This is a genomic window from Carboxylicivirga sp. (assembly GCF_982718395.1).
Genome location: NZ_CEXQWX010000112.1, coordinates 1 through 20,179, shown reverse-complemented (window position 1 = coordinate 20,179; position 20,179 = coordinate 1). Strand labels below are relative to the sequence as shown.

The window sequence follows — 20,179 nt, the reverse complement described above, 5'->3', positions numbered from 1 at the left end:
TTCGCACAGCATATCCGTCGCAGCAATTTAATCATGTTATTCTTTGTGTACCTCAGGCTAATGATACAATATGGCTTGAGTGTACTGATAATACAGCTCCGTTTAATTATCTGGGTACATTTACGCAAAATAGGACGGTGTTATTAGTTGATGGCGAGCAAAGTCGTCTGACCAGGACGCCTGCTTTAAATAATGAACAAGTTGTCAATGATTTTAATACTAATGTTACTGTAGACAATGCAGGAAAGGTTTCGATAAGCTCAAAGGGAGTTGCGAGAGGGATGATGTTTAGTTATTTAAAAGGTCTTAATGATGCATTGCCCGAAAGGGATAAGATTGATTATTTGGAAGAACTCGAACTTTTCGAAAATAGTGATATTCAAAGTTATCAAATTAAAAGAGGAGACAGGGATTCGTCGTTGATAGAGTTAAAACTGGAAGCCAGGCTAAACAACGCTGTTGAAGAGATTGGTTCACGATTATTACTTAAACCGATTCGCCCGGTTTTGTTCAAGCTTGATAAGCCGGAAAACAGAACGCAGGAATTACGATTTTACTATCCGTATTGCTACAGCGATACAATTGTTTACAACCTGCCACGTGAAATAACGAGCGTTTCCGGTATAAAACCATTAGAAATTGAGTCGGAGTACGGATATTATAAGAAAGAACTGAGTATTGAAGGTCAACAGCTGAAGATTTATCGGTATCTGGAGGTTAAAGCCGGTAATTATCTGTTGGATGAATACCCTAAAGTATATGCTTTTATCAATTTATGTACGTCGGCTGAGCGTCAAAAAGGAATTGTAAAATATTTATAATACACACCATAAAAGTCCCGAAACTATGAATTTTAGTTTATTCACCATTGTATTGTTTATTACATGTTGTCTGTATGGAAAGGCTCAGGATATTGAGTTTGGTTCATTACGCCCTTTAGATGTTGAACTGAGGGAATGCAGCTTTGAGAAAGACGCACCTGCACTAGTGTTATTTGATAAGGGTAACTCTTGGTTTGTGCAGGATGACGGAGGTTTTATTCTGAGATTTGATCGCCATGTTCGCATAAAGATCTTTAATGAAGCGGCATTTGATAAAGGTGAATTTGAAATACCCTTATATCATCGTGATGGTGACAGGGAACAGGTTATGGATATTGAAGGATTTACTTTTAATGTTGAAAATGGAAAGATGGTTAAAACACCGCTTGACCCTAAAAGTATTTATAAAGAAGAAATAAACGAATATTGGTATGGCAAGAAATTCGCTATGCCCAAAATAAAGGAAGGATCGATCATAGACGTGAAATATACTATTTACTCTCCTTATTATAGTTTTTTACGCGACTGGGAGTTTCAAACGGATATACCAACCTTGTATAGTGAGTATAAGGTAAGTATGATCCCGTTCTATTCGTATCGTTACAGACTGCAGGGTGCTACTAAAGTTGATCATTTCAAGAATTACGAGAAAAAAGGTCTGGGACGCACTTTTTCAGGTATTCCATTTGTTGATATGGTTTATGAGTTTGGATTGAAAAACATACCGTCGTTTAAAGATGAGGATTTTATATCGTCAAAAAATGACTATGTAAAAAAGATCGATTTTCAGCTTGCTGAAATTAATTATCCATCCGGATATAAGAAGCAGTTTATGGACTCCTGGCCATCGTTAGCTAAGGAAATGTTAGACTATCATGGATTCGGAAAATATATTAAGAAATCAGAGAAATGGGGTACAAAGAATCTGGCGCATCTAAAAGATAAGCCAGAGAAGGAGCGTTTAAACGACGTAATTGAGTATATGAAGCAAACTTACAAATGGAACGGATACACAGGTAAGTATGCTCAACGAAGCTTCAAGGAGTTTAATGATAAACTAACTGGAAATATTGCGAATATCAACCTGGGAACTATTGGTGTTCTGCGTGCTTTAGATATGAACGCAGTTCCTGTGATAATCAGCACCAGGGATAACGGAAAGGTGAGTGATTCGTTTCCGTATGCCCAGTTGTTTAACTATGTGTTAATATTGGTAGAGGTGGATGGCAAAAAAGTTTTGGTTGATGCCACACATGATTTATGTCCAAACCACATGATTCCTTCCAGGTGTATTAATGGTAAAGGTTTTATTGTGGAGGAGGATAGTGAGACATGGGTTAGTATTACCAATAGTGCCTTTTCGATGGAAGAGATTAACCTGACGATGACTGTTGATGCTGACCAAGGTGAATTGCAAGGTGTTTGCAGAACTAAATGTACCGGTTATAAGGCACTTTATGAGCGCGAGGAATATCTCGATGATCAGGATGAGTTTAAGGAAGATATAAACAATAAAGGGCTGGAGATTGCTTCTGAAATCAAGGTTAATAATATCAGTGATAAGTCTTTGCCATTTAAGTATAGCTATGAATTTACAAGTGACTTTGATCAGATTGACGATCAACTAATCATATCCCCATTTGTGAATTTGCCTCAACAGGAAAACCCTTTTAAACAGGAGAAAAGAGAGTTGCCGGTTGACATGGTATACCTGAGAGGCAATCGTTATATAGCAACCATTCAATTGCCTGAAGGTTATCTAGCTGACGATTTACCAACCGCAAAGAGCATCAATAATGAGAATGTGTCCTTTAATTATAATGTTGCGGTTAAGGAAAAGATGATCCAGATAATTGCAGCATATAGTTTTAAAAAACAGAGCTATACGGCCAGCGATTACAAAGAGCTCAAAAACTTTATGAATACGGTTACCTCAAAAGTGAATTCCAAAATAATTTTGACAAAAGAGGAGGAAGTGGCTGGTTTGTAGATATAAAATATACAGGTTTATTATATTGTTCATATATGGTGTAAGCGCAATAGCATACCTAATAGCTATTGCGCTTATGATTTCGTTTAAGATAGTACTTTGCTAAATTCTTTTCTAAATTCCTCTGCATCGTAATACACACGCATATTCTGGATTTTCTCATCTACTATTTCGTAGATCTCGGCCATATCCATCGTCAGGGTATTACCTGCCGGGGTATTAACAACGAATGTACCTTCTAAACAAACCCATTTCCCTTGCTCGAAATGTGTCTTGGGTTTATATTCCTTTACCAATGGAAAAAAGTTCTTATTTAATTCAATATTGGCTTTCTTCCCTATAACAGTGTCAACCGGACCCTTGAAGATTACATCTTCTGCAAATAAGTTTTGCCAATCATCCGTTCCTCTTTCAATAGATTGTTGAAACTCTTGTACGATTTGTAATGCTTTTTTTGTCATTTTTTTAGTTTTTAAATTGTTTACTATGCTTTAGACAAAATGGCTAATGATTTCGGACGAGTTTCAAGAACTTTTTTTTCTTTTCCCATTTCAACCCATTTTTCGGCAGAGGACAGCATATAGTTGTGCATATTGAAGTTTGGAGCATTTAAGGGATTAATACTCTTTACAATTTCAATTCGCAGGTTTAATAAATATTCCTTGTCAGGATTATTATTTTCTCGTATTAAGCGGAGCTTGTTTAGTTGTTCCTCAATATTTTGCTTTTTATTTAGCTGACCTGTTAATGTTGTGCATTGATGACAGACACCTTTTTTGTTGACAAAAGAACAGCGGTTATCAAATATTCGAATCATGTTTTTTCGGGCATTGGCAATGGCGTGTTTTACCTTGCCTTCCGACAATCCAGTTATTTTAATTATTTCATGAACCTTAAAGTTGTGAACCTCTTTAAGTAAAAGACAAATTTGTTGTTCAGTTTTCAATGTTTTATTGATACAATTAAAGCAATAAGTAAGATGCTCTTTTACTTCGTATTGTTTGTCGGGTGTTGTTTCAAAAACAGAAACCATTTTATCCCACAGTTCTGTGGACTGTTCATGTAAATTAGCTCCGTAATCCTGCGTGTTTTCACTCCACCGTTTAAGTTTTGTCAAATGATTTCTGGCCTTGTTTAAAGCAATTGTAAAAACCCAGGTTTTATAGGAGGATGTATTCTTAAACGTTTCTATCTTGTCGAAAACCTGGATATATGTATCCTGGATTATATCTTCTACATCTTGCTTGTTGGTTAATAGACGATATAAAAAGGAAGATAACTGTTCTTTAAATTCTATAAACTTTTCCTGGTATTCGATTTTCATACAAACTTAATTTATTAACTCAATTTGCATTTGCATGTATTGTTGAGTATTACAATACACCTACTTATCAAAGAACCACGAAATTTTATAATTGTTTTGAGTTTTAATTTAGCACAGTGTTCATCAAAATCATACTCTGGTTCAAATAATTTTGACGGAAGAGGAGGATGTGACTGGTTTGTAGGTGAGTAATCACTTATGCATCATATATAACAAACGGCTGGCGGGTTATTGACCCACCAGCCATCTGCTTGATTACTCATTATTTTACTTCGAAAGTGTTTTTGCAAATTCTTCTATGGATAGTTTAGGTGCACCGAGTACTTTCCAGGTAGGTTCAGAAACCTGTTCTTCTTTTAATTGTTCCACATAAGTAAGCATGTGTTCCATAAATTGCTCCTCTTCTATGCTTGGAAGTCCAATGTGTTTAATTGTTTCCATAGGATATTCTGAAACTTTTATGTTTGGATTATAAACACTCAAGAATCTTTTGGCAGCTTCAGGAAAACTGATACCTTCTGTTCCTTGTACTGTAAATGATTGATTATATGCTTTTTCATTTTCAATGGCATTATAAATGTTTTCAGCTAAATCTATCGTATTCGTAAAAAATACGGGGTATTTATGATCGCCAATGATTGCAAATTCTTCACCTTGAATAAATGTCGGGAATGAATCCAGAAAGACTGAGCAGTGAAAATAGGTATAGTTTAACCCTGATTTTTTCATGTGTTCAATCGCTGGTTTTCTAATTAGGTTAGTATTGTATTCCATTCCTTTCGAAGCAAACTCGGGGTTAGATAAATCTATTCCTACAATTTGCATAACATGCTTCACACCTATGTTCTTACTGATGTCAACAACATTGATTATTCCCTCTCTTTCTGTGTGGAATGGAGCGTTTTCGTCCCATGAGGTTGTATTTAAATTTAAATAGATTGTTTCAGAACCTGTTAAAGCTTCTTTAAGGCTTGCTTTATCAGAAACGTCTCCATATAAAATTTCAACATTTTCCGGTAACAGCTCTTTGGCTTTTACTACATCTCTTACGACAGCTTTTACACGGACCCCTTTGTTATTTAATTCTTTTGTTATTGATGAACCTAGCGTTCCAGTTGCTCCGATAATTGTTATTTTTTTCATCTTTTCTAAATCTTAATTACTTAATTTGATACCTATTATCCCGATGATGATTAGCGATAGAAATAAAAGTTTGTTCCAGTTTAATGCATCATTAAAGAAAATTAATCCCATTAATATGGTTCCACTGGCTCCAATTCCTGCCCAAACCGCATAGGCAGTACCCATTTCTATTGTTTGCATAGACTTTAGTAACAATCCAAAGCTTAAAGCTCCAAATACAAAGAAGCCAACAATACCTTTCCAATTAGAAAAGCCTTCAGATAACTTCATGGAAGTAGTAAATCCAACTTCAAATAACCCGGATAACAATAAAATGATCCAACCCATAATAAACTGTGTTTTAGATTACAGCACAAAACTAGAGTTGGAAGATATGATTTCTTTTTACCTATGTTAAAAAAAGAATTATTTTTCAGATCGGATACGACTAAGAGTCACTTGAGTTATTCCTAAATAGGACGAGATATGACCTAATTTAACTCTTTTAAGAAGTTGTGGAAATTTATCGATCAGTGATAGATACCTGCTTTTAGCATCAGTGAATTGAGTTAGCAGTATTTGTTCCTCCATCTCTAGCAACGCATATTCTGCCAGCTTTCTTCCAAAATTAGCCATTTCCAAGTTGGTTGAAAATAATTCCAATAGTTTAGATCTGCTTATTTTTAGTACAACTGAATCTTCTAATAACTCTATGTTTTCAAGGGAGGGCTTTGAGTTTATAAAGTTACCAAGAGAAGCAGCAACATCTCCTTCAAATCCAAACCAATGGGTTACATCTTTACCATCTTTATTGATGTAATAACTCCTCATCGCACCACTTTTAATAAAGTACACAGAATGGTGCACCTCACCTTCATGAATGATGACTTCACCTTTTAATCTGGTTTCCTCAGTCATAAATGAATGTAAAAGATCAAAATTTGCAAATGATAATTCATATCTGTTCAAAAAGATCTCTTTAATCGAATCCATAACAATTTTTAATTATCCTTTACTGTTAACAACAAAATCAACCATATGGCTATCCATTCAAAAGCTTTATACCTTGTTGTTCTTTGTCCTTTAACAATCACTTAGTTTTAAAGTTGAATTTCGTAAATGTAGCAAACGCCTGTTATTGTATCTTTAAAACATCTTGAACCTTGGTCAAAAGTATCATTCCTACTATACCTTATTGAGTTTTCAGATGGTTTAAACCAAGTTGGAGCATCGTCTGGTTTTGTCCAGTCTTCTTTGTCAATGGAAATATGGTTTTGCTTTAAAAATTCGTTCCACCATCTATCACTCGGCTTAAATTCTAAATACATTATATATTCTCTTGTCCAGTGTGCAGATTGCCAATACTGGCCTTTTAATAATTCGAAATCTGTTGGAGCGTTTGTCCCTGCCCAGTATTTATAAGTTTCCTGTGGATTGTTCGTCTTGATTTCAAAACAACTTGTCAGTATAATTGCAAGCGATAATCCGGCTATAGTCTTGGTTAAATTATTTAAATTCATTTTGTAATCAATCTTTCATTGTTATTCCCCACTTCTAAATCCTTCTTGAGTTTTAACAAAATCAGATAACTTTTGAAATATCTCAATATCAAAAGTTAGTTTATTTCAAAATAAGGCTTACCGGCTGATTCGCCTTGATTTCAAATTGAATAGTATTGTTTACAATTTCAATTGCCTTATCATTAATCTTTTCGCCTCTCAAATTACACCAATAGGCATTTTTATAGTTTTTACTTTCCGGCAGGGTAACTTTACATGGTCCACTTTTACCTGCCTGTTCCCATAAACGAAGCAATTTTCCTTCCGGGGTATCTTTATATGCCGTTACTAAAACTCCTTTCTTGTTTACAGATATACCTTGTCCTGATGGAAGACTTTTCCTTTTTGGACCATCATAGAAAACTCCTTTAAGAGGTATTCGGGTTTCTTCGGATGGAGTAATAAAAGTTGATTCAGAATCATATTTGTTATAGCTCCAGATAAACATTTTTGAAGAAAATGATCCTTCAATCCATTCTGTGAAATTTGTTCCCCATTGCGTATTGTATAAATTAACAAATACCTGCCCGGTTTTTAGGGATCTTTTTTGTGAGAATTTAAAAAGCCCTTGCGCGTCTATGCTTACACCTGGTGATGTGGGGCAATTTAACGCTGCACCTTTTCCTGTCTTATCAAACATTGTCATGGAGGTATTTAGAAAGTAAAAATCTGAATTTGTGTTTTCAACAAGCTCTCTTTGCGGGTCAACTATACCTCCGGTACGATATAATCGATATTCGGGTTTATCTATATCAAATGGAAATGAAATCCATCCTGCTTGTGGTTGTGCTGCAGGTTTCTTGCCATCAACACCCCAATCTATTTCTATGTATGGTTGATCTTCATATAGAGTATAAGTAACCATGTATCTTTGTGATTCCTTGTTGTTTAATTTCCCGAAAACAGTTGCTCGAACAGCATTATTCATGTTCAGATAAACTATTTTTTCGCAAGTTCCTCTATAAACCTCAGTTTCTTGTTGTGGTACTGAAGGACGAATCATCTCATCATTGGCCCAACTTTCTGAACCCTTTTTCACATATGCCTTATTGTAAATATCAATTTGTTTCTGTCCTGCTTGTTCCATAAAGTATTCCCCAAAACCTTCATGACTTTTTACATCTACCAGTTCTTTTTTGTTCTGTTTGTCGAAAGCAGAAGATAAAATCCCTTTTTGTGGATCAATCTTCAATTTAAAATATTTGTTTTCCAGCAGGTTATTATCTCTGTCAATTTTTAAGTGTGACTTGGTTTTTATTGGCTCTAATACCGGAATATAAGTTTTATATCCCATAGAAGGTATCGAATCTGAATCGAAAGAAATCAAGTTGTAATCTTCATACACAGGTAATACCTTTCCCGTAGATACATCCTTAACTCCATATATTTTAAATTTCTTTTGATATACTCCTGCAAAGAAACTAACCCTACCTTTTCTTGACCATGGCAAGGGATTATAAACTACAATTTTTTTACCATCAACATTAACAGAAGATGCAAGTTGCTTTAATTGTCGTTTCATTAATGGAACAATAATCTTTTCAGCACTTCTGATACGATTCCCTTTTTCATACCATGTTCCTTCAATAAAATCATAGTTCCCTAATGATTTATTTATTTTAAATTCATCGTTATAGGTCCATTTGTGTTGATTTGAATGTGTCATGGCAGCACCAAAAGTATGCTCTTCATAAAGAATCATATTTTCTACGGCTTTACTAATTTGGTTTTCAATTGGATTTGCAGACATCCCCCAATCACGCATTTGTGAATTCAGCATTTCTGTATTATAGGTTTCACGTTGCAGAAATTTACATAAGCGGGTTTCTCTGGGCATTGACATATAACCATGTATCCATGTATCAGGCATGTCTCCTGATATAACCGGAAGATCTAATTCTTCTTTCACTAATAAGTCATGAAAATCTGAGAGACGACCTGTTTTAATGTTTACATTGGGCATTTCTTCTTTTGCTTTTTTTAATAATTCAGCTACTTCATCAGGGCTGGGTGCCCCTGTATTTTCATGTGTGTGAATCATTGCCAGCCATGTCTTATGTGGCCAGTTCTCAGGAGGAAGAATGCCGGAACCGTAATATTCTGCCCAATAAAGAGTCAACAGACGTGATCCGTCAGGACCTTGCCACCAGAATAACCGGGGAACATCAGGTGAAGTAGAACCCGGATTACAGCCAATGTGAAGAAAATCAACGCCGGCATTTTTGAGTACTGTTGGCAATGCACGTGAGTGACTCGGCACATCGGTTAACTTGGCATCACGTGCTTGTGGCAGGTTGTATGTTGAGTTTATTTCGGAAGCATAAGTTAATCCACGAACCAGATTTTCAAGGTCGCTGGCCTCTGTTTCAAAAGTTACGGGTAAGGCATGAGGAATAATACGTCCTTCTTTAATGGCTTTTTCTAATCTGGTTTTATTTTTATCAGAGCAATTCTCAAGCATATATTTTAATGGCCAGGCTGGAATAGTCCATACAAATTGTTCTGATTCAGGCAATATTGAAGTTTCATCAATAGCTTTCAATGTTTTATCCAACATATCATTACTATATTCATAAAGAACTCCTTCTGCCCAATTGGTGTATCCAATATCAACATGCATTTTAAATACAACTACTATATCTGTTACGCTGCTTTTTGAATGATTTTGAGCGATTTCAGGTTTAGCAATTTGTGCGCTAAGGCCTAAATTTATTGTAGCAAAAAAAATCAGTAAGTAGTATTTCATAACCATTGCCATTATTTATTTAAACTCCGGTAAGAGACGATAATCTGAATTTATTTACGCAAAATGATTATAACGATTGGCAATAAGAACATAGGGCGCTTTAAAGTTCCAGCTTATTAAATTTTCTAGCCATTTATTAATTGTTATATCATTCAAATTTAATACTTTCCGTCCAATGTTTTTAGTTGTGTATTAGGGGCTGGCTTTCTTATCTCTGTCCCAAATCTCACTATACAATGCCATAAGTATTTTAACATTTGTAAGTTGTCATGTTGTCTGCTCATTTGCATTGCTGCTTTTCCAAGTAGATATGCATTTAACTTACCATTTTGTCCAAATTTCTCAGCATAAAATGGTACTTTATTCCCTCTAAAATTATTTGGAAATTCAGAAACCTTTAATTCGAGACCTGAATTCCATTTTATTTCAATGTAGTATTTTTCACACAAGACTTTTAATTGAGATTCAATGTCAGTTCCTTTATATGAATAATCAGCAATCAATGTATCAATATCGTTTCTGAGTGAGATATCCCCATGGACCTGTGCTTCAATATAGAAATCTAGATTTTTTGAAGCCTTCCTATAGTATTTAAATTCTGAGGAATGTGGAAGCTTACTGTTTATTAATTTTAAAAAATCAAGAACATTGGTACCTATCTCTCCCAATGCCGTTCCTCTTATAAATAAGTCATTTAATAATCCAGCATTTATTAATTCAAAACTGTCTATTGTCCCAATTTCTTTAGGTGAATTGTGGGTGTCTCCATATGTAAAGGTTGTTCTTTGTTTAATCTCAGGTTTTAATAGGAAATAGCATGACCCAAATCTAGGAGAAGGTCCATCTTCTGTCATTGTCAAATTTAATGAACCATATTTTGGACGTTCAGAAGGGGTTGCAGTCTGATATGCACCTTTAAAAACCTTGTTTTCCCAAATATCACGCTTCCCTCCGCTATAAGCAGAAACGCTTCCTGAGGAAATATTTGTTTCAAATTGATTTCTGTATTTTCCAAACTGAATCATTCCCTCAATCACGTTCGTATCCATTGAAATTAGGCGGTCAGGATGAAAATGTAGTGCAATTTGCGAATGCTTCAATATATTCTCATTATACTCTGTAAAAATATACTTATCAATATTGGCCTGATACAAAATCATTTCAATTGTATCAATGTATTTGCTTTTTCTCGAATTTATATATTCTGAAATATTTTCAATCGCTATTTTTTGTGACTTTGTTAATTTCAATGTCTTTATCATTGCATCTCAAGCTGTTTGTTAAAGCACATAGTTTACAAATTTATAAGCACATGCTTTACACTAAATTAGTGCTTAACCTTATTGCAGATTCTTTCTTTCTTAAATTTGGTTCCTCTTCAATAACGGTATTTGAATATTATTTCTGCTTAATCTGAGGAAATTTGTCTTTCACTAAATTCAATTCTATTCCAAATTCAAGGTATGCTTTTAGTCCGTCTAATACAGTTGTAAATCCACCTGTATTATTTTTAATTACTTCAATTAGGTCATTTCCGGTTTGGTGAAATCCATAGTTTTTAATTGTCACATAAGTCGTTTCTTTGGATAATTCCGAAAATTCAAAATCCACGCTTGTTGCCGGATTGTCCCATTCAATTGTTATTTTCTCATTTGCTAAAAGTTCAACTACTTTTATTTGCTCTGAAACACCGTACATTTCCCATTCCCAGGTAACTGTTTTACCCTTTTCAAGTTTTCCACTGGACTTTGTGAACCAGAATTCGGTTGTTATACTTGGGTCAACAAATGCTTGAAAAACTTCCGAAATAGATTTCCTTACCATCATTTGGCATTCTACTATTGGTCCTTTTATTTCTTTCATATATTGTCTGATTTCTATTTGTTCTCAACTTGAATTCTCAGACTAATCTGTAGTTCATTAATGCACATGGTTTACAAACCTTGATATTTAGTACTCTGCTTGTCATTAACGTTACGAAATGTTGTAAGCCGTTTTATCTATACTCAGGATTTTCAAAGTTCCAACGTGTTCCATCATCCCAATCTTTTCTGGAATTACCATATTGAGGGTATCCGTTATTCTCTTTTAATAATTTTGCAAGATGCATTAAATTATAAGTCATGAATGTAGTGTTTCTGTTTGTGAAATCATTTTCTGAAGCTTTTGATTTTTTATCTAAATAGCTGGGACCAGGACCTACTTCACCAATCCAACCACAATCAGCTTGAGGAGGAATTGAATATCCTATATGCTGCAAGGCATATAATATCCCCATAGCACAATGTTTTACGCCATCTTCGTTTCCGGTAATTATACAACCACCAACTTTTCCGTAATATAAGTATTGTCCTTTCTTGTTTTTGTCACCACTCATACTATAAAGTCTTTCAATGAGCATTTGAGCAACCGAAGATTTTTCACCAAGCCATATAGGGGTTCCAATTATTAAAATATCGGCATCAAAAATATCTTTGAATAACCCCGGCCAATCATCCTTTTCCCAATTAAACTTTGTCATGTCAGGATACACTCCGGTAGCTACATCATAGTCAACAAGTCTTAGTTGGTGAACATCAATCCCTTCTTTCTCCATTATTTTTATAGATACATCCATTAACCCTTGAGTGTGACTGATTTCTGGTGTACGTTTCAATGTACAATTAACATACATTGCTTTGAGTCCTGAAAAATCAATTTTGTCCATATTGCAATATTTTTAAGTTATACATTGTTATTTTAGTCGGAATTATTTCAAGTGGCTTACAACGCTTAGTTATTGTAGCTGGTATTTTATTTATTCATTCGCTTAGCATTTTTCGCATTGTCTTTCTCACAAGGAAAAAACGAACTATCCCAATGGTAATAATTATTAAAGAAGCAGAAATAAAAAAATAGCCTAGTTCCATTAAACTATGTAAGGCTTCAACTTTAATAACAGCAATTCCTGAACTCAAGAAAACAGCGAAGGTTCTGAAATATGCTAGAAAAGTTCGTTCATTTGCTAATTTGGTCCTTGCTAAAGCTAAATAGTCTGAATTATTCATTGTCAATTTAGTTTAAACCATTAAAATATAATCTGAAGCAGATTTGGAATGAATAGCTGTTGTATTAAATACTGGAATTGGTAAGTCTTTATCCTTAATCATTAGAGGGAATTCAGTACAACCTAAAACAACCCCTTCGGCTCCTGCTTCAATCATTGATTGAATACTATTAATAACAAACTTTTTTGATTTCGAATTTATATTGCCATATGTTAGTTCTTTCTGAATTATTCGGTGCAATTCAATAATTTCATTCTGATCTTTGGGCATAATAACCTCAATTCCATTCTTTGAGAATCTTTTCAATAGAAAGTCCTCTTCCATGCTAAACCTTGTACCAATAAAACACACTCTCTTTAAACCTTTTTTCAGAATTTCTTTTGATGTAGAATCTGCGATATGAATAATTGAAATATTAATTTCAGATTCTACCACATCAAATATTTTGTGAGGTGTATTCGCACAAAATATCAATGCACTAGCACCGCATTGCTCAAGTCGCTTGGCAGATTCAACAAACAATGCTGCGATTTTACTCCAATCATTTTTAATTTGAAGCTCATGTATAAGAGCTTGGTTCTGATTAAATAAGATTAATGGAGGATTCGTATTATTTCCAAAATGATCATTAATAGTTTGATTAATATTTCGGTAATACTCAATTGTTGAATGCCAAGAAGTTCCTCCGATTAAACCAAGTGTTCTCATTTAATTTTTATTAGTTACAACGGTTAGTATAAGAATGGTAGCCTATTGCGTGGTACTTTCCTGTCAAGTTACAAGAAAGATGAAGCGAGCTACAACTCTTTAATTCTCTACTATCTCGGCTATTATTTTTATACATTGTTAGCTTTAGTTTCATCAGTTCTTAAATGTAAATCAATTTGAGGGAATGGGATCTTAATATTATTCTCTATAAATTTTCTGTTTATAATTTTTCTAATATCACTTTTGACCTTTTCAATTCTAAAAATATTTTCACTGAAAAACAGAATCTGGAAATCAAGTGATGAATTACCAAAGTTCAAAAAACGAATATCAATTAAATCCCTGTTAGTTACCTCTTCATGTTCATATGTGCTTTCTTTTAAAATCTTCATAACAAGATCAACATTACTTCCATAAGATACTCCGATGTCAATTTTAAATCTTGTGTTTTTTGTCTGATGACTCCAGTTTATCACTTTATTAGTTGTAATTAAAGAATTTGGGATAATTAACGAAATATCATCCCGGTTTAACCCCTTTGATGTCCTAAGTCCAATTTCTTGGAGTTTTACAACATCGCCGTCAATTTCAAGAATATCACCTACCTTGATGGATCTTTCGGAGAGCAAAATAATGCCAGATACAAAATCATTAAATGTTTGCTGGAGACCCAATCCAATTCCTACAAGAAGTGCTGCTGAACCTGCTAAAAGCAAAGTAAGTTTAAAACCAACAGTTTCAAGTATTAATCCTAGTGCTATAACCCATATAACATACTTAATAATTTGAAATAATGCATAAGTATTACCTAAATCAATTTCTCTTGACTTCCGTCTTCTAAACAGTGCTTTCTTGACTAGCCATAGTATTATGTAGGTAATCAACAAAATAAAGAACACACTTATTAAACTTGAAACTTTCAAGGTGTAATCGTTGTATTTTAGTATCTCTAATTCTAAAAATGCTCTTACTGTTTCCATATTTTTAATTCATAATATATAAATCTTAAGATTAAACGATAAGTATAATGCTAAGCAACGCAATTATAAATCCATTGTATTTATTTTTGCTGTATCATTCAAACGGTGTATATGGAATGGAAAGCACACCTTTTTCATATCTTAAACTTATTCATTATATATCAATACAATATCTTTCTTTTGCTGTACCACCCTGACTTTTGATTTTCGCCTTACCTGACAGGGTAGCTTATTCCCGATTAGTGTATGCTAAATTATAATTTTAGTGCAACTTAATCAAACACAGTCCTTAGCATGGTTGTTTACTATTTATCATACCTAATATAGGCAAATAACAAAATAAGCTCAACCGAAATTGTAACAGGCTTTTAGAGTTGCTATGCATGCATTCTTTGGAAAATGTCTCGTGTACAAACTGACAAAGCCACCGCGAAAATGAAACAGCGTTTGTTCGTGTTGACAAAGCCTCCCCCGAAAATGAAATTGCGTTTGTATGTGCTGACAAAGCTTCCCCGAGAATGAAATAGCATTTGTACATACTGACAAAGTTTCCCCCAGAAAGGAAATGGCGTTTGTACGTACTGACAAAGCTTCCCCGAGAATGAAATAGCGTTTGTACGTACTGACAAAGGCTCCCTGAAAAGAAAATGATGTTTGTACGTACTGACAAAGCCTCCCTGAGAAGAAAATGGTGTTTGTACGTACTGACAAAACCTCCCTGAAAAGAAAATGGTGTTTGTAAGTACTTACAAAGCTTCCCTGAAAGAAAGTGGCGTTTGTAAGTCTTTACAAAGCCTCCTTGAAAAGAAATTGGCTTTTGTAAGTACAGACAAAGCTAGAAACATAAACTAGCTAATCATGCTCCAGTTCATTTTTTCGCTGGCCAGCTTTTTAAGTTGCTTGTTCAGGATAAAATTTTCCTGTTTTTCGAGTAATGGGTCATCGGCCAGAATGGCTTCGGCAACCTGGCGGGCAAATTGCAGAATCTGGCCATCGCGCCCAAGGTTGGCAATTTTGAGTGTAAAAGGTAAGCCCGATTGTTGTGTGCCTTCCAAATCGCCGGGCCCACGTAATTTAAGGTCGGCTTCGGCAATTTCAAAACCATCGGTTGAGCGTGTCATAATGGTCATGCGTTTGCGCGTTTCTTCCGATAGCTTGTAGCTGGTCATCAGTATACAAAAGCTTTGCTCGGCACCACGTCCAACACGTCCACGCAGCTGATGCAGTTGCGACAGACCAAAGCGTTCGGCACTTTCGATCACCATTACTGAGGCATTGGGTACATTCACGCCTACTTCAATCACAGTAGTAGATACCAATATTTGTGAGCGGTTCGATGCAAACTCCTGCATCGCCTCGTCCTTTTCAGCAGGCCGCATTTTACCATGAACCATGCTTACTTTATAATCTGAAAATACCCGTTGCATATATTCATAACCTTCGCTCAGGTTTTTGAAATCCATCTTTTCCGATTCCTCAATTAGTGGATAAACCACATATACCTGGCGGCCTTTATCCAGCTCGCCTTTGATAAATTTGTTAAGGTTGTTACGGCGGTTATGAAAATAGTGGGCGGTTTCAATGGGTTTTCGTCCCGGTGGCAATTCATCAATTACCGATACATCCAAATCACCATAGATGGTCATGGCCAATGTGCGTGGGATAGGGGTGGCCGTCATCACCAATACATGAGGTGGCCGCGTATTTTTACGCCAAAGCTTGGCTCGCTGTGCCACACCAAAACGGTGCTGTTCATCTACTACCACCAGTCCAAGGTTTTTAAATACCACCTTATCTTCCAATAGGGCATGGGTGCCAATAAGTATCTGCAGTTCGCCTGATTGTAAATCTGCATCGATCACTTCACGTTCCTTCTTTTTCGATGATCCGGTAAGCAGCGCAACTTTTATATCCAAGCCTTCCACCATCTGGCTGATGGTTTCAAAATGCTGAGTAGCTAATATCTCAGTCGGAGCCATCAAACAAGTCTGGAAATTATTATCCAAGGCAATCAGCATCACCATTAAGGCTACCAGTGTTTTTCCTGAGCCCACATCGCCCTGCAACAGACGGTTCATTTGCTTGCCCGAGCCCATGTCGCGTCTGATCTCTTTAATCACCCGCTTTTGTGCGTTGGTTAATTCGAAAGGTATCTTTTGCGAATAAAATTCGTTGAGGTGCGCACCCACTGTGCCAAATACATGTCCTTTAATGGCTTTTGTTCGTTGGTTGCGCTGACGCAATATATTCAACTGGATATAGAATAGCTCTTCAAACTTCAGTCGGACCTGCGCCTTTTCAAGTACCTGTGCATTGGGCGGAAAATGAATGGCTTTTAGTGATTCGTGCAGATTCAGGAATTTATATCGCTCAATAATACTGGCCGGCAGGGTCTCAGGTATCTTACCCTGGAAAGACAGAAATACATTTTGCTGTAGTTTTTGAATGGCTTTTGAGTTCAAAAAGCCTTTCTTCATCTTTTCGGTGGTGTTGTAAAAAGCTTGCAGAGCCGAAGAAATCTTCACCTGCGTTTCGTTCACTTTTTCCAGCTCGGGATGCACAATGTTTATTTTCCCGTTGAAAGAGGATGGTTTACCAAAAACAATGTATTCGGCTTCGGAGTTGATGTTTTCCTTAACATACTTATGTCCTTTAAACCACACCAGTTCTAATATACCGGTACCATCGGTAAATGTTGCGGTCATGCGGCTTTGTCTTCCGGTGCCGTGTGTGTTCAGCGATGTAAACCGGCCACGCACTTGTATGTAAGGCAACTTGGCATTCACTTCCCTGATTTCGTAGAACTTGCTTCGATCAATGTATTTATAGGGGAAGTAGAAAAGTAAATCTTCGTAGGATGCAATTCTTAACTCCTGTTTCAGGAGCTTTGCCTTTTTTGGGCCAACGCCCGGCAGGTAATTGATATTTTGCATCGCTAAATCAGACATAAATGCAAAAATAATATTTTATGGTAGAAAAGGTGGGCAGATTGCTGACTCAAGATGCACGACTGATTTGTATAGCGCCCTAATCCGGAATTTGCATTAGAATTGGAAATCAACAAAGCTAATTTCCGGGTTCAATATTAATTTGGGTTTAACCAAATTGTTTTGGTATGCGACAAGTGCTTACAAATAAACAATTGTTTCAATTACCTCGTGTAAGATAATGTGCAGTTAGATGAGAGTGGCAAGATTTCTTATTGTAAAAATCTTTTATAAAAAATATGGACTGACATATCACTAGAATATGCCAAAAAGAGTTGGAAAGAAATTAGATATCGAAAAGAGTAGGGGTGTCCGAAAATTAAAATGGGTAACTATCGAGTTAATAATCTATAAGTTAATCATCTCATCCTGACCTACTCCTATAAGAGGATACAATGCTATTAAGCTAAGAAAAATTGATGTTCTTAACGTTTCGCCATCGTTACCCCAAACCTCTAAAGGGGCTTTCCAGCGCGCTGTTCCCTTTAGGGAAGTGAAGGGTGAGCGTAGGTAGATTGCTTAACTTATTAGCATTGAGAAAAGGACCAAGGCTAGGTGTTAAGCTATTAAATGATACAGATTATTAGTTCTCTTTTATAATTTCTTGATTTCGGACACCACCTTTAACTTTTAATTATTTGATGGAGCTTTCATTTTCTCCATAACTTCGCTGAGGCTGAAACTGGCTGCTTTCTGTCGAGGAGGATATTCCTGGAAAGTTCCAAGGAAGTTAGCAACATAAGCCTGTGCCGGTACAAGCATAAATGCATGATCCAATAGCCAATCGTAATAAGTATTGGATGTCAAAGGAGCTTGTTCGTATGGATCACGACGTAAATTGAATATATATGGTACACGTAACTCAACAAAAGGATCGGCCCAAACGCCAAGGGTACCATATTTACGTTGCTCAAGAAATACCATTTTCCAATCGTTATATCTTAATGCTGTTAAATCACCGTCGTCAGAGAAATAGAAAACTTCTTCACGCGGACCTTCTTTAGTTTGACCGGTCAGGTATGGCAAAAAGTTATAGCCATCCAAATGAACCTTATAGTTCATGTCACCAACTCTTTTACCTTTTAATAGTTCATTTTTAACACTTGAGTTTCCTGCAGCAGCTAAAAACGTAGGAAGCCAATCCATATGGTGCATTATTTCGTTAGAAACCGATCCAGCTTCAATGTTTTTAGGCCAGCGCACCATTGCCGGTACTCGCCATCCACCTTCCCAGTTTGTGTTTTTCTCACCACGGAAGGGTGTAACAGCAGCATCGGGCCATGTGTTTTTATGAGGACCATTATCAGTACTATAAAAAACTAAAGTTTCGTCAGCTATTTTTAATTCATCCAAAACAGCCAATAATTCACCAACATGCATGTCGTGTTCAATCATACCAATAGCATATTCATCCAGACCCTTGTATTTTGGATCATTCATCAACTCATCTTTTACATGAGTGCGGAAGTGCATACGAGTACCATTCCACCATACAAACCATGGTTTTCCTTCTTCGTCCATTCGCTTAATAAAATCGACTGCTGCCGCAACGGTTTCGTCATCAATGGATTCCATTCTTTTTTTTGTAAGAGGGCCGGTGTCGCTTACGGGGCCATCAGCGGATGACTTAATAACACCGCGTGGGCCAAATTTCTCTCTAAATTCAGGGTTCTGCGGATAATCAGGAAGTTCAGGCTCTTCCTCGGCATTAAGGTGATAAAGGTTTCCTAAAAACTCATCAAAACCATGTTCTGTTGGTAAGTGCTCGTCTTTATCTCCCAGGTGATTTTTACCAAATTGCCCGGTTGCATAGCCCAGTGGCTTTAACAGGCCAGCTATTGTAGGGTCTTCCTTCTTCATTCCTAATTCTGCTCCTGGCAGTCCAACTTTACTTAAGCCGGTTCTAAAAACACTTTGACCCATTATAAAACTTGACCGTCCGGCTGTACAACTTTGTTCACCGTAATAATCGGTGAAAATCATACCTTCATCTGCAATCCGGTCAATGTTGGGCGTTTGGTAACCTACCATACCTTTTGTGTAGGCACTTATGTTTGATTGTCCTACATCATCTCCCCAAATAACCAGAATATTGGGTTTCTTGTTTTTTTGAGCACCGATTGTCATAGTTAGGATTAATGTAGCACTCAATAAAAATAACTTTTTCATAATTAATTAGTTAAAAGTAAAACATGAATAATTGGAAAAATTGAATAAATGCAATTAATATTCAAAATTGTGAGTCTATGTATTGATTTTTGATTAACGGAATAAATGTCTGGAAAAATAAATTTCAATCAATTTGTTCAAAAAATCAACTTTGAAAGATTATTTAATGATCTAAGTTCAATCTATGTTTTATTCTTTGGTATAGAGCATCCAAACTAATGCTTAAAACAAAGTTTATACAGTTTTATAAATAATTTGTGAAATTTTCCTAATGAAATAAGGTAATGAAAATAAGAAGAATAGCTCTTTTTGTACTATATTACAAGTATGAGTGTTCTAAGTGACAAATAGAAATCAAATTTAAACACATGAAGAAACTTTTATTGGCAGGCTTTATTTTGACCTTATCCTGTGGTCTGTCAGCACAGGTTTTTAGTAATAAGGTTGTAGGTAAGGACAAAGGAGAGGAAATAGATAGCCTAAAACAAAGCAATTATCCTTATTTGTTGCCCGTATGGGGCGAAAAGGTGACTAATCTTGGATTTGATTTACCATATTCGGCCGGATTCAGTTCTCAGTATATATATCAGAAATCTGATATTCACATTAGTGATTTATTAGTTGGGTTTAATAACGGGACAATGTTTGATTTAGATGAAATTGTCCGTTTTAACAAGGCAACAGCACAAACCAGCGGAGTAAATGTAAGGCCCGATATCTGGGTGT

At 35.7% G+C, this 20,179-nt stretch carries 17 protein-coding genes and 1 pseudogene; 3 read left to right on the top strand and 15 right to left on the bottom strand.

The genetic code is table 11. The features are described 5' to 3' along the window. Both AC4MRQ_RS17850 and AC4MRQ_RS17845 read left to right on the top strand, forming a co-directional pair. A partial coding sequence (locus AC4MRQ_RS17850) for a DUF3858 domain-containing protein (protein ID WP_491199066.1) occupies window positions 1-821 on the top strand: 821 nt, incomplete at its 5' end. 25 nt (window positions 822-846) lie between these two features. Continuing rightward, the gene (locus AC4MRQ_RS17845) at window positions 847-2,811 is read left to right on the top strand and encodes a DUF3858 domain-containing protein (protein WP_491199065.1); all 1,965 of its coding nucleotides are present in this window, start codon (window positions 847-849) and stop codon (window positions 2,809-2,811) included. Between the two features lie 86 nt (window positions 2,812-2,897). On the opposite strand, the gene AC4MRQ_RS17840 is transcribed toward AC4MRQ_RS17845, so the two are convergent. The 15 genes from AC4MRQ_RS17840 to AC4MRQ_RS17770 form a co-directional block, all read right to left on the bottom strand. Continuing rightward, window positions 2,898-3,272: a nuclear transport factor 2 family protein gene (locus AC4MRQ_RS17840; RefSeq protein WP_491199064.1), complete on the bottom strand. Its 375-nt coding sequence runs from the start codon at window positions 3,270-3,272 to the stop codon at window positions 2,898-2,900. A gap of 23 nt (window positions 3,273-3,295) precedes the next feature. Next, on the bottom strand, window positions 3,296-4,135 hold the full coding sequence (locus tag AC4MRQ_RS17835; RefSeq protein WP_491199063.1) for an RNA polymerase sigma factor: 840 nt from the start codon (window positions 4,133-4,135) through the stop codon (window positions 3,296-3,298). 267 nt (window positions 4,136-4,402) lie between these two features. Further along, on the bottom strand, window positions 4,403-5,278 hold the full coding sequence (locus AC4MRQ_RS17830) for an SDR family oxidoreductase (protein WP_491199062.1): 876 nt from the start codon (window positions 5,276-5,278) through the stop codon (window positions 4,403-4,405). A 12-nt stretch (window positions 5,279-5,290) separates the two neighbouring features. After that, a complete protein-coding gene (locus AC4MRQ_RS17825) occupies window positions 5,291-5,605 on the bottom strand; it encodes a DMT family transporter (protein WP_491199061.1) in 315 nt (104 codons plus the stop codon). A gap of 78 nt (window positions 5,606-5,683) precedes the next feature. Further along, on the bottom strand, window positions 5,684-6,250 hold the full coding sequence (locus AC4MRQ_RS17820) for a Crp/Fnr family transcriptional regulator (RefSeq protein WP_491199060.1): 567 nt from the start codon (window positions 6,248-6,250) through the stop codon (window positions 5,684-5,686). 107 nt (window positions 6,251-6,357) lie between these two features. Then, window positions 6,358-6,777, bottom strand: a complete 420-nt coding sequence (locus AC4MRQ_RS17815) for a hypothetical protein (protein ID WP_491199059.1) — start codon at window positions 6,775-6,777, stop codon at window positions 6,358-6,360. A 100-nt stretch (window positions 6,778-6,877) separates the two neighbouring features. After that, complete coding sequence (locus AC4MRQ_RS17810) at window positions 6,878-9,562, bottom strand: glycoside hydrolase family 38 N-terminal domain-containing protein (protein ID WP_491199058.1); 2,685 nt, start codon at window positions 9,560-9,562, stop codon at window positions 6,878-6,880. 158 nt (window positions 9,563-9,720) lie between these two features. Next, window positions 9,721-10,824 carry a DUF3626 domain-containing protein gene (locus tag AC4MRQ_RS17805; RefSeq protein ID WP_491199057.1) on the bottom strand — a complete coding sequence of 368 codons (1,104 nt, stop codon included), beginning with the start codon at window positions 10,822-10,824 and terminating at the stop codon, window positions 9,721-9,723. 136 nt (window positions 10,825-10,960) lie between these two features. Further along, window positions 10,961-11,425 (bottom strand): SRPBCC family protein, encoded by a 465-nt coding sequence (locus AC4MRQ_RS17800; RefSeq protein WP_491199056.1) that lies wholly within the window; start codon window positions 11,423-11,425, stop codon window positions 10,961-10,963. Between the two features lie 133 nt (window positions 11,426-11,558). Next, the gene (locus AC4MRQ_RS17795) at window positions 11,559-12,269 is read right to left on the bottom strand and encodes a flavodoxin family protein (protein WP_491199055.1); all 711 of its coding nucleotides are present in this window, start codon (window positions 12,267-12,269) and stop codon (window positions 11,559-11,561) included. Between the two features lie 94 nt (window positions 12,270-12,363). Beyond that, window positions 12,364-12,609, bottom strand: coding sequence for a DUF202 domain-containing protein (locus tag AC4MRQ_RS17790; protein ID WP_491199054.1), 246 nt, complete (start codon window positions 12,607-12,609; stop codon window positions 12,364-12,366). 12 nt (window positions 12,610-12,621) lie between these two features. Next, window positions 12,622-13,317 carry an aspartate/glutamate racemase family protein gene (locus tag AC4MRQ_RS17785; RefSeq protein WP_491199053.1) on the bottom strand — a complete coding sequence of 232 codons (696 nt, stop codon included), beginning with the start codon at window positions 13,315-13,317 and terminating at the stop codon, window positions 12,622-12,624. 128 nt (window positions 13,318-13,445) lie between these two features. After that, on the bottom strand, window positions 13,446-14,297 hold the full coding sequence (locus tag AC4MRQ_RS17780; RefSeq protein ID WP_491199052.1) for a mechanosensitive ion channel family protein: 852 nt from the start codon (window positions 14,295-14,297) through the stop codon (window positions 13,446-13,448). An 848-nt stretch (window positions 14,298-15,145) separates the two neighbouring features. After that, complete coding sequence (recG, locus tag AC4MRQ_RS17775) at window positions 15,146-17,245, bottom strand: ATP-dependent DNA helicase RecG (protein WP_491199051.1); 2,100 nt, start codon at window positions 17,243-17,245, stop codon at window positions 15,146-15,148. 669 nt (window positions 17,246-17,914) lie between these two features. Then, window positions 17,915-19,453, bottom strand: a complete 1,539-nt coding sequence (locus AC4MRQ_RS17770) for an arylsulfatase (RefSeq protein ID WP_491199050.1) — start codon at window positions 19,451-19,453, stop codon at window positions 17,915-17,917. Window positions 19,454-19,821: 368 nt separating this feature from the next. On the opposite strand from AC4MRQ_RS17770, the pseudogene AC4MRQ_RS17765 reads away from it, so the two are divergent. After that, window positions 19,822-20,179 (top strand): annotated as a pseudogene (locus AC4MRQ_RS17765) (hypothetical protein); the annotation flags it as partial.

Bases quoted from the DNA above. Each gene is read 5' to 3' on its own strand.
- AC4MRQ_RS17790 (WP_491199054.1), bottom strand. From the start codon at position 12,609: ATGAATAATTCAGACTATTTAGCTTTAGCAAGGACCAAATTAGCAAAT.
- AC4MRQ_RS17820 (WP_491199060.1), bottom strand. From the start codon at position 6,250: ATGGATTCGATTAAAGAGATCTTTTTGAACAGATATGAATTATCATTT.
- AC4MRQ_RS17805 (WP_491199057.1), bottom strand. From the start codon at position 10,824: ATGATAAAGACATTGAAATTAACAAAGTCACAAAAAATAGCGATTGAA.
- AC4MRQ_RS17810 (WP_491199058.1), bottom strand. From the start codon at position 9,562: ATGAAATACTACTTACTGATTTTTTTTGCTACAATAAATTTAGGCCTT.
- AC4MRQ_RS17840 (WP_491199064.1), bottom strand. From the start codon at position 3,272: ATGACAAAAAAAGCATTACAAATCGTACAAGAGTTTCAACAATCTATT.
- AC4MRQ_RS17815 (WP_491199059.1), bottom strand. From the start codon at position 6,777: ATGAATTTAAATAATTTAACCAAGACTATAGCCGGATTATCGCTTGCA.
- recG (WP_491199051.1), bottom strand. From the start codon at position 17,245: ATGTCTGATTTAGCGATGCAAAATATCAATTACCTGCCGGGCGTTGGC.
- AC4MRQ_RS17830 (WP_491199062.1), bottom strand. From the start codon at position 5,278: ATGAAAAAAATAACAATTATCGGAGCAACTGGAACGCTAGGTTCATCA.
- AC4MRQ_RS17835 (WP_491199063.1), bottom strand. From the start codon at position 4,135: ATGAAAATCGAATACCAGGAAAAGTTTATAGAATTTAAAGAACAGTTA.
- AC4MRQ_RS17785 (WP_491199053.1), bottom strand. From the start codon at position 13,317: ATGAGAACACTTGGTTTAATCGGAGGAACTTCTTGGCATTCAACAATT.
- AC4MRQ_RS17795 (WP_491199055.1), bottom strand. From the start codon at position 12,269: ATGGACAAAATTGATTTTTCAGGACTCAAAGCAATGTATGTTAATTGT.
- AC4MRQ_RS17800 (WP_491199056.1), bottom strand. From the start codon at position 11,425: ATGAAAGAAATAAAAGGACCAATAGTAGAATGCCAAATGATGGTAAGG.
- AC4MRQ_RS17770 (WP_491199050.1), bottom strand. From the start codon at position 19,453: ATGAAAAAGTTATTTTTATTGAGTGCTACATTAATCCTAACTATGACA.
- AC4MRQ_RS17780 (WP_491199052.1), bottom strand. From the start codon at position 14,297: ATGGAAACAGTAAGAGCATTTTTAGAATTAGAGATACTAAAATACAAC.
- AC4MRQ_RS17845 (WP_491199065.1), top strand. From the start codon at position 847: ATGAATTTTAGTTTATTCACCATTGTATTGTTTATTACATGTTGTCTG.
- AC4MRQ_RS17825 (WP_491199061.1), bottom strand. From the start codon at position 5,605: ATGGGTTGGATCATTTTATTGTTATCCGGGTTATTTGAAGTTGGATTT.